Raw genomic sequence first — 12,725 nt, 5'->3', positions numbered from 1 at the left:
ATTGTACTTTTATCAGAATGTGGTTTTTATTTTACTTTGAAATAAATGCCATTGTCCGTTCCCAAAAACAGCTTATTATCAGCCTCTGCTATAGCATTTAAATGCATTTGGGCTAAAAACTCCTGCCCGGTTGCCCAGGTAGAACCGGCAGGTGCAGTTCTGTCTCTGTGTTGTATCCAGCCGCCTTTGACGCCCTGGTTTATTAAAATATAGTCATTTATTGACCCGGCGTATAAAATGCCATTTTCGTAAAATCTGGATGATAATGTTGTCTGCAAGTCCAAAGTGTCGTAATACCAGCTTACGCCGTTGTTTTCGCTCCGGATTATCTTTCCTTCGGTATTATAGGCAAAAAGGCTGCCTTTATCATAGATCAACTGAGTTACCGGGATGCCCCACCTGTTTGTATAGGAGTTTACCCATTGATTAGCGTTAAAATCATAAAAATAAAAGGTACCGTTAACACCGGCTGCCGCAGCTAAGGTGTTGCCTGTACTAACTATTTTAAAAACATCATACGAGGTGATAATTTCCGGCAGGTTATTATTAAACGGCATCCAATTGTTTGTGGCCTGGTTTAAGACAAGAACACCACCATCATCTTCAGCCGATGCATATAAGTTGTTATTCAACTCAGCAAATGACGAAACCGGATAACCAACCAGGTTATTAATATAATTTGTCCACGTTTTCCCCCCGTCGTTACTCGAAAATATTCCGTTATTATCGGTACCAACGTAAAGTTTATTATTAAACAGCTTAATTGCGGTGATGGCCATATCGGTGTTATTTCCAACTTTTAATGTAGCCCACGAGGCTCCTTCGTCCGAGCTGATATATAAGTTATTGCTGTTTGAACCGGCATAAATTGTATGGCCAAATACCTCCAATACGGTAATCGTGTCGTTCAAGGTGCTCAGTTTTGTCCAATTTACGGTAGCATCTTGCGGTGGTACGGCAGTAGTGCCGCCCGGTGGCGGTGTATTAACAACACCGGGTACATTTGGTGTGGGGGCAGCTTTATCGTTTTTTGTACACGATGCTAAACTGCAAACAGTGCATATTGTTATCAGGCAAATCCCGGTCTTTTTTATCAGTAATTTATTTTTCATTTTTTTGGCTTTGTGTCAACGCTAACTAATGTTATTATTTAATGCTTTTTATAAATATTCCGCTATTAGTTCCCAGGAAAAGAGTGTGGTTAGATTCAATAATGGCATTAATACGTAAGCCCTGTAAAAGTTCCTGGCCGGTTGCCCAGGATGTACCGATGGCAGCATTTCTGTCGCGCTGCTGTATCCAGGTGCCTTTCCCATTGGTTGAGATCGTCAACACGTAGTTTTTAGTGGTGCCGGTATATATTTTTTGCGGTAAAATGCTTGATATCTGTGTTGCCTGCAAGTCGGCAGTATCATAAGTCCAGGTAATGCCATCGTCACTGCTACGAATGATCTTTTTTTCGGTTGTTATGCCGTATAAGCTACCATTATCCAATGTCATGGCATTGATGTAGGTCAGCCATTTTGGTAATAGGGTTTCTGCCCAAAGGTTTGCATCAAAATCATAATGATAAAAAGTTCCATTAACGCCGGCTGCGATCACCAGGGTATTACCCGTATTGATCATTGTAAAGACGTCGTACGAAGTAATGATCCAGGGGAGGTTATTGTTAAAAGCTGACCAGGTGTTTGCCGCCTCGTTCAATAGGTAAACGCCGTTGCCCTGAGTTGAAGCATATAACTTGTTGTTCCTTTCGGCGAATGAAGTTATCGCGAACCCGACCAGATATCCGGCAGGGTTGTAAGTTAGAAGGCTGCTGGTAAAGTTTGCCCATGTTTTACCCCCGTCGCTGCTCGAAAATATCCCGTTATCATCCGTACCCACATAAAGTTTGTTATTAAATACTTTAATGGCTGTAATGCTCAGGTCAGAAATATTTCCAACTTTTAAAGTAGCCCAGGAAACGCCTTCGTCGGCACTGGTATACAAGGTATTATTATTTGATGCCGCATAAATGGTATGGTTAAACTCTTCCAGCAAAGTTATCGTATCATTAAGGGCCTTTAACCTGGCCCATCCTGAGATTGAATCAGGCGGCGGAACATTTGGGGAAGATGTTACAGGCAGGGGGCCATCGGCCAGGTACGTTTTTTTGCAGGACGATAATCCCACAACAATAAACAAAATGGCCAGATAGATAACAGGCCTGGTAACTGCATTTTTCATGGTGTTATTTTTTTTGCGAACGATTCGCTGTTATGCATTGAACTTATGAATATTATAAGCTGATTGCCCGGGGATAGCAATCAGCTTTAGATAGATCAGTTATTTTTTTCAAAATTATTCACGGTTAACCGGTTAATTATCAGCATAACTACTGAATAATATAATTACGTAGTAGTACTTAGATACATACCAGCTAGCGCTGGTTATATTTGTGATGAGTTGGCGTTAGAATGAAAAAATACGGTTATTTATTTGCCATTAATCTGATCTGCCTTATACCTGTTTTTCGGGTGTCAGCCCAGCAGTTCAACTATAATTTTGACAGTTTGAAAAGGGTGATTCAAAAACATCCTAATGATCCGGCCAGTATCCATGCCTGTGTAGACTATGCCGGCAAGTTTTTTTATACGCAAAGCGATTCGGCTTTTTATTATCTCAACAAAGCCATGGCATTAGCAAAAAGAACAAACAATAATATAGGCTATGCTTATTGTTTAAAAAACGAGGGCGATCTGTACGCCATCAATGGCGAATCAAAAAAGGCGGTCATGTATTATAAACAGGGGCTGGCTGCATTTAAAAAATCAAAAGAAAATGTGCTTTATATCAAGATACTGAGTAACCTGGCTATCACCTACAAAAACTTGGGCGCGCTCGATTCTGCCATGCAAACCTTCGACCAGGTTTCGGCTGCTTTTAAAAACAATTTGCATACTCACCAGGATTCTATCGCACTGGCTGTGCATTACATCCAGTTATTCGACACATATCGGGTACAGGGTTTTAAAGATGATGCGTTATTTTACGGCGAAAAAGCTTATACCTTATCAAAAACAATAAATTACGAACGGGGCATAGGTTATGGCTTATACGTGGAGGGCCTCAAATATTATCAGGCTGATCCCGCGCTCGCACTAAAGTATTGTAATAAGGCGCTGGATATTGCTGTATTAAAAAACATATCCGAATTGCAGGTATTTGTCCGAAGCCTGAAAGCGGATATTTTTATCAATGCCGGGAAATACAGGCAGGCTGAAGAAGAGCTACTAAAGGATACGCATTATACCGCCGGAAGTATCCGTTTGGTTACTAACTCAAAACTGGCAAAGGTTTATTATTATCTCAAGGATTATCAAAGGGCGCTGGGTTGTTATCAATATGCCATTACTCTGGCTTATGGCCTCGGCTATCGTTCGGAAATAGCGTCGACACTTGAAAATGGGATCGACATCTATCAAAAACTTGGAAATTATAAAACGGCATTTGTTTTATTAAAAAAACACGAACAGGTACAAAGCGAAATGGCTTCTGATAAACTAAAGCTTGACTATGAGCGTTCGGCTTTGAAATTCAGGGCAGCAGAAAAAGATAAGCAATTAGCCCAGAACAGACTGACCATCGAAGAAAAGGATAACCGTTTAAAAAGACAATCCCTGCTCATCATGAGTAGTATATTCATTATTGTGTTATTGATCATCGTTGCCTTGTTAATTTATCATCAGCAAAAGAAATTACAGGCACAGCGCATTAAAAATCTCGAATCGGCAAAAAAGATACAAATGCTTGATGCAGCGATGAGCGGTGAAGAAAAAGAGCGGAAAAGAATTGCAGAAAACTTGCACGATGGTATCGGTGGTTTATTATCGGCTGTTAAAATGCGCTTCAGCATCTTTAAAAACGAATATCCCGAGTTAAAAGCTTCGGGAGCGTATAACAAAGCGATAGCCATGCTGGACGATGCCTCTGCCGAAATAAGAAAGACGGCCCATAACTTAATGCCCGATATGTTGGTGCGTTTTGGCCTTGACGAAGCTTTGCAGGTTTTCTGCGATAATTTAAATCAGTTTAACCAGTTAAAAATTCGCTATGAATGTATTGGGGAGATTGGCCGCTTTAACAAAAACGTTGAATTGATGATCTATAGAATGGTGCAGGAACTAATTAATAACACCATTAAACATTCCAACGCAAAAAATGCCTATGTACAATTGTCGAGGCAACGAAATGTTCTTAGTGTAAGTATTGAGGATGATGGTTGTGGTTTTGATAAACAGTCCCTTCAAACAGCTAAAGGAATGGGCTTAAATGCTATTGAAGACCGTATCAATTCTCTTGGCGGAATGCTGGAGATTGATTCAACGTTAGGCAACGGGGTTTACATTTACTTTGAACTGGATATTTTGGATTTCAATATAAAAAGCAATCGATGAAGATTAGCATAGCTATAGCAGACGATCAGGAACTTATTATCCAGGGGCTGGCCATGATGCTCGAAAAAAGGCCCGACATGGAAATTGTTTTTAAGAGCCAGGGTGGTGCCAACCTGATTAAAGGGCTTGCAGAATATACGCCCGATATTTTATTGCTGGATATTCAAATGCCCGACGCTAATGGAATTGACCTTTGCAAGGAAGTAACCAAGACCGTACCCCACATCAAAGTGATTGCCTTAACCAATTTTGAAGAAATGCATTATGTGAAGCAAATGCTGCGTAATGGTGCCAAAGGATACCTGCTTAAAAACACAGACCAGGAAACACTGGTCAAGGCAATTATTGAAGTTAACCAGGGCAAATTGTTTTTAGATGCACATATTCATGAAACCATGATCGGCGAACTGGCTTACGGCCGGAACCGCCCCGGTGTCCCGGTTCATTTAACCAAAAGAGAAAAGGAAATATTGAAGCTGATAGCCGAAGAAAATTCAAATCAACAAATCGCGGATAAATTGTTTCTTAGCCTCAGAACAGTAGAAACCCATCGGCTCAACCTCATGCAAAAGCTATCGGTAAAGAATAGCATCGGTTTGGTAAAAGAAGCCATTAAGCGAGGATTGCTATGAATAAGAAGAAAAAGGAAAACTACTTACAATTTTGCCAAGCCGCATATCCTGTGTCGTGCTAAAATATCCGTAGGTTTTGCAGTTTGCCAACACTAATAAAACAAAAAGCCTTGAAGTTCGATATTCAAGGCTTTTTTCGTGTTCGGTAGCGGGAACGGGACTATGTAAACAAAAAATTTTTGATTATTTGCAAGAGTTAGCAAAGCTATATAGTTATGAGCCAGTTATTTAATGACACTTTGACTTGTAGCCAAGTTTCGTCTGAAATGCAAATTCTGGCTTTTTAGTTCCGTAAAATCTATCCAAGAATTTTATGGATAGAAAAAACCTTACTGCAAATTGATGATATCTTTCAATGAAACACTCTCAAGACTTAAAAAAATCAAACTATCCGAAGGGATTTACAATTGTTTGAACCCATCCTCAAAGATACCAATGCGAACTTATTATTGTTTAAATGAGCGAGCATCAATATTGAAGCAACTTACGGAGCAAGAATATTTGATGGCTAAAATTGAATATCAATAGTTTAGATAAACTTGATTATCCAGCAAAAGAAAAGTAAACCAATAGTCGTCGCAATTTCACGTTTGATTTTAACTACGGGTTATTTTATTTTATAGTAATCTTGTCGTATTCGAATCAAAATATTTTCCGCCAAATGAATGGCCGGCCTGTCAGGTAAAGGAGATTTTGTATAGGCTGCTTTTATGTGCTCCATCTTCTCTTCTACCATTTTCATCAAGTCGTCAAACTCAAATTCCCCATTGCGGATCTTGAGTAGAAAATCTCGATCTTCGCGTTTAACGATCACCTGTTGATATAGCGCAATTTCTTCGGCCATGCTTAACAGCCGAAAGGTGTGCATCATGTTTTTGGCGTCATAGCTTTTGCCATGTGACAAGGTGCTTTGATAACGCTGTTCATTGCGCTTCTCTTCCCATTCCAGGTATTCCTTGTATTCCCGGCAGTAAATGGAATAGCTATCTTTATTAAAGTTCATGACTGCTATATGTTCTATTCCTTTGGGGACAGAACTTAACTGCACATCATCAGCATCGGGTCCAGATGATATTCCTTTAAATCGCCTTTCTGCTAACTGTTTTTGATGATACAGTAAATAAACATTCCTGAAATGATCTAGATTTATCAAGCCACATTCATTTTGATTGAAAGCATTTTCCTTTAACCATTCCTTTAGGGTGACGCTGCCATTTTTATAGATCACAAAACAAAAGTCTAATACCGATTTACGTTCGGCATCTAACGGCTTGTTGATTTTCTTGTTTAAGCCCCGCGCTTTCCTGATCTGAGTTTGTGCATAACCAGCGAATGTATCAAGACAAAGTTTCGACAAAAAATCTCCTGGCTTGATCAGATCCATCAACGGGTGGCGAAATAACACATACTCTTTAGGCGTGCTTAACAGTTCCAATATATTGGGATTGTTTTTCGTTAATAAATCCAGGAAGCGGCCGATCTCAAAATAAACCTCATCGTTGCTTTCATTGGCTATCTGATCTTGCCGCTCAAACCCATATAGCTGCTTTTGCGGCATGATAAAGATTCCTTTTTTGTCCACGTCAGAACCAGCCACATTCAGGTTGTAAGCTGTGCTGCCGCTAACACAATCTAACAGGATCAGTTCTTTTTGCTGTTTTAGCTGTTCGTAGGTCATAGCTGGATATAATTTCTAAAAACTACATTCAATTCATCTGCTTCTTTCTTCTCTGATGGCAGGAGCGGCATTTTTTCCCTACAATTATTTAGCGTATCAGTTAACCATTCGTTGAGCAATGGAACAGGCGTTATAAAAGCTTTTTCATCTGCATCCTTTTTTTTCTCTAAAAGATCATCTATACTTTTTTGAACGCTATTATCTCTTATTAAAATACGTAGCTTATCAAATTCCATTGGCGGTACGGTCTGTTTCTCAACTATCCATTGGCAAGCCAATGCAGGGCGCAGCGCATAAAAGTAACGCTTCAATTTTACTTGATCTCCCTGCAAATCATCTCTAAGGGTATTGTTAGCCATTGATAAATAGTGATTGCCACCAGATCGTAATGAAAAATATGCCGGCATTAAGTCGCATAGTTCATTGGTAAAAGTATTATCCTGACGATAAACGATAGGAGATTGCAGCCACTCATATAAAGGGCCATTAGATTTGAGAAACAGCTTTAAAGCTTTCTTCAAATCCCAGCCGCCGATATCCAATACCTCGTTAACCGGGAGGCCAACCACATCCGGCATTTCTGCAATGCTTAGATAATGATCGACATCCCGGGTATAAATAAAGCGAACATCAAAATCACTATCGGGCGAGGCAAAACCCCATGCCCGGCTGCCTGACTCGCAGGCATATAGTATTTTTATATTTTCCAATCGCTCCAGTTCAGTTAACTTTTGCAGAATAGTTTCTTTCATGTTCGTAATTATTATTCATTTATAATCTTGGATCTACCGGCTCGCTTTCCATAGCCAGCACGCCAAATACGCATTGATGCACGCGTCTTAATGGTTCTTTGTCGGTAAAACGCTGCAAGCCTTCTATGCCTAAAGCGAACTCGCGCATGGCTAATCCTCTTTTGGCATTTAAACCACGTGACTTTAGGCGGATGATATTTTCAGGAGCAGTATATTCGGGGCCATAAATGATCCGTAAATATTCTTTTCCCCTGATCTTAATAGCGGGTTGTATTAGCCCTTTACCGTCTTTTTCAATAAAGTTATAAGGCTTCACCACCATACCTTCCCCGCCTTTGCCGGTTAAAGCTAACCACCAATCCGTAGCTTCATTAATGCTTGCTTCATCATCAAGTTCCACTACTTTGTAAGGAGTAGCTAACAATATAGCCGGATCGGCCCCACATATCTTTTTAATTTGTTCCATATGCCATTCGTGGTTCTCGCTTGTCCAAAGTTTTCCTTCGGATGCTAAGATGTGGAACGATGCCAACCTATAATCGTCAAGACTATTTACTGGCCAGCAATACTGCCGGTAAGCAGTGATGAATTGCTTAGCTTCATTTTGCCTTTCGCTATATTCAGCTAACAATGCTTCTCCGTTTGCATCCCTTTGAGTTAATTGTTTCAGCGCATCCATTACATCGCCCAAGGCATGCGTTGCCGCCCTGCCTACAGCCGCATATTGCGTTTGTAGTAAAGCTTGCGCTTTAGCACTCCATGGCATCAACTCAGTATCCAAACAAACCCAGTCAGTATCGAATGCATCATAGAATCCCGAATTGACCAAAGCTTCATTCAATCGTGCTAACAAAGCCTGTTCGGCTGCTTTGTCATTGAAGAAGGCGCGACCTGTACGGGTATAAACCGTACCTATTCCTTCGCCTGTAATTCCAAATGCTTTGCTTATCGCTTCTTCATTTTTACCGACGATGACCACTGCCCTTGAGCCCATGTGCTTTTCCTGGCAAACCACTTTATTTATTCCAGCTGCTTTATAATAATCAAAAGCTTCGGTCGGGAATTCAAGATAATCATCCAGTATACTGGTTTTCGAAGGACTCATCGTAGGCGGCAAATAGATCAGCCATTTTGGATTGATCGCAAATCTGCTCATTACTTCTAACGCGGCGATAGCGTTTTCTTCCCTTATGGTGATGTTGTTACCTAAGCGCGTTTCTACGATCTGCTTTCCTGTAAATTCGGCTATATCCAACACACTGTCGTTTTCCTGTTGCATGGACAACTTCCCTATATTGGCTTTACCATGATCCAGAGGCCTTATCGGCTCACAATAAACCTGGGCAGCCTTTACGGCTACCAACTCCCGTTCAGGATACCGTAATGCGGTTAACGACCCGCCAAATACACAACCGGTGTCGATATCAATTGTGTTGTTCAACCACTGTGCTTCAGGAACGGGCGTATGCCCATAGACAACCATTGCCCTGCCTTTATATTCAGCAGCCCAGTTGAGCCTTACCGGTAAACCAAATTCATCAGTCTCACCGGTAGTTTCGCCGTACAGGCAAAACTCACGCACTGCGCCGGAACCACGGCCCTGCATACTTTCCTTTAAACCAGCATGGGCGACAACTAATTTACCCTCGTCAAACACATAATGACTGATAAGGCCATCTAAAAACTTTTTAACCTGATCCCTGAACTCTTGCGTTTCTACACTTAACTGATCAATAGATTCCTGCAAACCATGTTTGGCCTGCACATTTTTACCGCTCAGCCAGCGCATCAGCTTAATATCATGATTGCCAGGAACACAATAAGCGTTACCAGTGGCTGTCATCCTCATTACCAACTTTAATACTTCAGGTGTTTTGGGCCCTCGATCCACCAGGTCACCCGCAAATACAGCTTTCCGGCCTTCAGGATGGGTCCATGTTTCACCATTGTCGGTGTAGCCTAAGTCTGTTAATAATGCGATTAGCTCATCATAGCAACCATGGACATCACCTATGATATCTAATGGACCTGTTTCAACCTTTTTGTTGTTGTATAAAGGATCGCGTACTATACTGGTTATCGCATCAACTTCTTCGGGTGAGCGTAATTCAATGATATGGCGAAAGCCTTCATATTTCAATTTTTTAAAGCTGCGTTTTAATTGCGAGATGTGTTGCGGTATCACGTGCGCGCCAAAATTGCGATCTGGCCGTAAAGCATTACGCTGTACACAAACCTTTTCGGGCATATTCAATATAATTGCTACCGGCAAACAATGGTATTCCTTTGCCAGTTTTATCCAGTCTTTACGGGCTTCCTCTTGAACGTTGGTGGCATCTATCAGAGTTACCAACCCATTCTTCAAGCGCAGACCGGTAATGTACCTGGCCAAAGCAAAAGCATCGGCAGAGGCGGCCTGGTTATTTTCGTCGTCACTCACCATTCCACGGCAGGCATCAGAGGATACGATCTCCGTTGGCTTGAAATGCTTTCTGGCAAATGAAGATTTGCCTGACCCGGTAGCACCTATCAGGACAACCAATGATAATTCAGGTATTTGTATGGTTTTATTCGTTAACATTTCTTTCTTTTTAATTGTGATTACACCAATTGTTCTGCTATCTCATCGCGGCGGTTAAATACCGCCATCTGGCTTAAGGCACCAACTTCAGCATCAACCTCTCCAACCGGTTTAAAAATCACGTTGTAACTATATTTTACAGCCAGATCAGCACCCCAGCTTTCAAATTCTTTTCTTGTCCATTCAAAGCGGTGGTCAGTATGGCGCATCTTTCCTTCCTGGTAATCTGCAAAACGTACATTATATTCTGCATTAGGGGTAGTAATGACCACTATTCCAGGTTTTGCATATTCAAATACCGACCTTTCCAGTGCAGCTAACCGGGGTTCATCTAAATGTTCTATTACTTCAACCAATGCCGCGCCATCAAAGCCTTCCAGCCGTTTGTCCCTGTATGTTAACGAGCCTTGAATCAACTGTATCCTTTGCAATTGCCTTTCAGGCATGCGTTCCAGCTTTAATCTTTCTTTAGCGATCTCGAGCGAGCGATAGCTAACATCCATGCCCAAAATAAATTCAAACTGCTTTTCGGCCAGCAAAAGCTTGATAAGTTTGCCTTCACCGCAACCTAAATCGGCTACCCGTTTAGCACCTGCTAATAATAGCTCGTCCTTGGCCGCGTGTAAGCGTAATTCGTGTATTCGTAATTGCGGCTCTTCAAGATCGGCAGCTGCTTCTATCGTTATTTCATTTTCTACCACGTCAGCCTCATCTTTGCTTAATAACACACCCAAAGCCTGATTAGCCAGCGAACGTTGATTTTTCAGATACCTGCGAACGATCATTTCTTTAGCCGGATGCGTTTCCAACCAATCTTTGCCCTTAACCAATAGTTTTTCAACCTCCTCCTGGTTTACCCAATAATGCTTGTCATTATCGCACACAGGTATCAGCACATACAAGTGTGAAAGCAGTTGCTGTATAGTAAGCTTGTTGCTTAATTCGACAGTAAAATAGCGGCTGTAGCCCCATTCAGGAAAAGCGGGATCAAGCGGATGTTGTGTGGCATTGATTTGGTAACCCAATGGTTCAAATAATGATCTTAATACATCTTCCCCACCCTTTACTGGCAATACGGATAGTTTCAGTGTAAAGGGCATTGCGACATCTACCAGTTCCGGTTTATCCTTGCATCTGCCGTTAAGGGCAGAAGAATAAGCCTTGGCTATAGCAGCGCTCATAAATGAACTCGACACGTATGGTCTGTCGTTCACATACTGCTCCAGTGCAAAGTCATTGCCTTTAGGGCCGGCACTTCGCACCAATCCAACCGGGTCAATGTCTAACAATAATGCTGCAGTACATTTTTGATCGCTTACTTCAGGATAAAAGATATGTGCTTTACCTGCCGAAATATCAACAGATTGTATTTTATTGGGATCTTTGTGCAATAAATAGCTCAGATCATCGGCGGGAACATGTGTAGTAGATATGGTTAGTAACATCAGTTTTAGATTGAACGGTTAAGATAATTATTCTCCTCAATGCGGCGTGCATTACCCTCTTTAATTAGTAATGCACGCTTTCAACACTACAAAGGTGAGAAGCAAGTGCGCAGTCTTTTTGCGTAGTAGAAAATTTATTAATTAGAAACAACATCGTTCAAATAAACTTTAGTTAACCGTTCACAATACTTAAATAAAAAGCCAATGTCTCTTCCAATTTGACCAAAATTTTTCATTGGTAAATTATGACGAGTGATGAATGCCGTAAAAATCACATATAATATATTGTGATTATATATTATGAAATTGGTAAAGAAAGATTGTAAGATATCAATATTGAAAATCGGGAAAGCATATTCCCCGTTGCTGTTTTTCTCATCTTTACTAAAACTCATATTGAATTGATTATGAAAGTTAGCATGTACACTTTTAGAGTTGCTGCTATATAGGAACTCACTAATAGATTTAATCGCTTCTACGAAATCAGGATCATCAAAATGATTATCTAGATATTCATGAAATCTTTTTCGCACTTGGAATGGCTTAATTTTTTTCCATTGCTCTCGTTCCTGCTGTATATCGACAGGGAATTCTTTAATTAATTCAAAATACTCCTGATCGACTAAAGCCAATATATTAGATTCGATTAACTCAGAATAATACCTAAAAAGGACACTCCCAATCAGATATTTACCTTCAAAGTAATTATTACGACACTCTATCAATGCTGAAAGGACATTAGAATATGTAAGCATTGCATAAGTAAATCTGCCTTTAGTTTGATCATCTAATTTGCTTGAAACACTATTTTTAGAGTTTGGCGAGAAATAAACCAGTAATAACTCCATAATTAAAGAATGTATTAATACGAGTAAATCGACGATAAACGATTCAAAAGGCATCTTTTTAAGAACCAGGTCTTGCGAACTTTTCCATCCTGAGTTAAAAAAGGAGGATACTGACTTAGCGTTTGTTGCAAGGTCGTATAAATTCATTTCTGTATAATTCAAATCGATTTTGAGATCGAGGATTTCTGTCTTATGTTGATTCCAAAATTCTATATATTCCATTCTTTCAAAATTCAAAAGCAGCCGCATTAACTTTCGTTGTTCCTTAGATAAATTTTTCATTATGAACAATTTCAATTTTATCGAAACAACACAACCTCTACGCAGCCTTTTTGCGCAGTAAAAAATAATTA

At 40.4% G+C, this 12,725-nt stretch carries 9 protein-coding genes; 2 read left to right on the top strand and 7 right to left on the bottom strand.

Annotated features, from left to right (window positions below):
* Nucleotides 1-26: 26 nt before the first annotated feature.
* Nucleotides 27-1,112 carry a hypothetical protein gene (locus tag BEL04_RS10990; RefSeq protein WP_066003688.1) on the bottom strand — a complete coding sequence of 362 codons (1,086 nt, stop codon included), beginning with the start codon at nucleotides 1,110-1,112 and terminating at the stop codon, nucleotides 27-29.
* A 34-nt stretch (nucleotides 1,113-1,146) separates the two neighbouring features.
* Nucleotides 1,147-2,226: a hypothetical protein gene (locus BEL04_RS10985; protein WP_066003685.1), complete on the bottom strand. Its 1,080-nt coding sequence runs from the start codon at nucleotides 2,224-2,226 to the stop codon at nucleotides 1,147-1,149.
* A gap of 335 nt (nucleotides 2,227-2,561) precedes the next feature.
* Between BEL04_RS10985 and BEL04_RS10980 the strand changes: the two genes are divergently transcribed.
* A complete protein-coding gene (locus BEL04_RS10980; protein ID WP_254659582.1) occupies nucleotides 2,562-4,436 on the top strand; it encodes an ATP-binding protein in 1,875 nt (624 codons plus the stop codon).
* On the top strand, nucleotides 4,433-5,068 hold the full coding sequence (locus tag BEL04_RS10975; protein ID WP_066003683.1) for a response regulator transcription factor: 636 nt from the start codon (nucleotides 4,433-4,435) through the stop codon (nucleotides 5,066-5,068). Before BEL04_RS10980 ends, BEL04_RS10975 begins: the two co-directional genes overlap by 4 nt.
* A gap of 607 nt (nucleotides 5,069-5,675) precedes the next feature.
* Here the strand turns inward: BEL04_RS10975 and BEL04_RS10970 are convergent.
* The 5 genes from BEL04_RS10970 to BEL04_RS10950 form a co-directional block, all read right to left on the bottom strand.
* Nucleotides 5,676-6,746, bottom strand: a complete 1,071-nt coding sequence (locus BEL04_RS10970) for a DNA polymerase beta superfamily protein (protein WP_066003681.1) — start codon at nucleotides 6,744-6,746, stop codon at nucleotides 5,676-5,678.
* Nucleotides 6,743-7,498: a nucleotidyltransferase domain-containing protein gene (locus BEL04_RS10965; RefSeq protein WP_083227878.1), complete on the bottom strand. Its 756-nt coding sequence runs from the start codon at nucleotides 7,496-7,498 to the stop codon at nucleotides 6,743-6,745. Before BEL04_RS10965 ends, BEL04_RS10970 begins: the two co-directional genes overlap by 4 nt.
* Nucleotides 7,499-7,517: 19 nt before the next feature.
* Nucleotides 7,518-10,079, bottom strand: coding sequence for a polynucleotide kinase-phosphatase (locus tag BEL04_RS10960; RefSeq protein ID WP_066003677.1), 2,562 nt, complete (start codon nucleotides 10,077-10,079; stop codon nucleotides 7,518-7,520).
* A gap of 20 nt (nucleotides 10,080-10,099) precedes the next feature.
* The gene (locus BEL04_RS10955; protein WP_066003673.1) at nucleotides 10,100-11,524 is read right to left on the bottom strand and encodes a 3' terminal RNA ribose 2'-O-methyltransferase Hen1; all 1,425 of its coding nucleotides are present in this window, start codon (nucleotides 11,522-11,524) and stop codon (nucleotides 10,100-10,102) included.
* A 137-nt stretch (nucleotides 11,525-11,661) separates the two neighbouring features.
* Nucleotides 11,662-12,654: a hypothetical protein gene (locus BEL04_RS10950; RefSeq protein ID WP_139113008.1), complete on the bottom strand. Its 993-nt coding sequence runs from the start codon at nucleotides 12,652-12,654 to the stop codon at nucleotides 11,662-11,664.
* Nucleotides 12,655-12,725 lie beyond the last annotated feature (71 nt).

Origin of the sequence: Mucilaginibacter sp. PPCGB 2223, from assembly GCF_001705515.1 — a bacterium.
Lineage (GTDB): Bacteria > Bacteroidota > Bacteroidia > Sphingobacteriales > Sphingobacteriaceae > Mucilaginibacter.
This window is presented reverse-complemented; position numbering and strand designations above follow the sequence as displayed.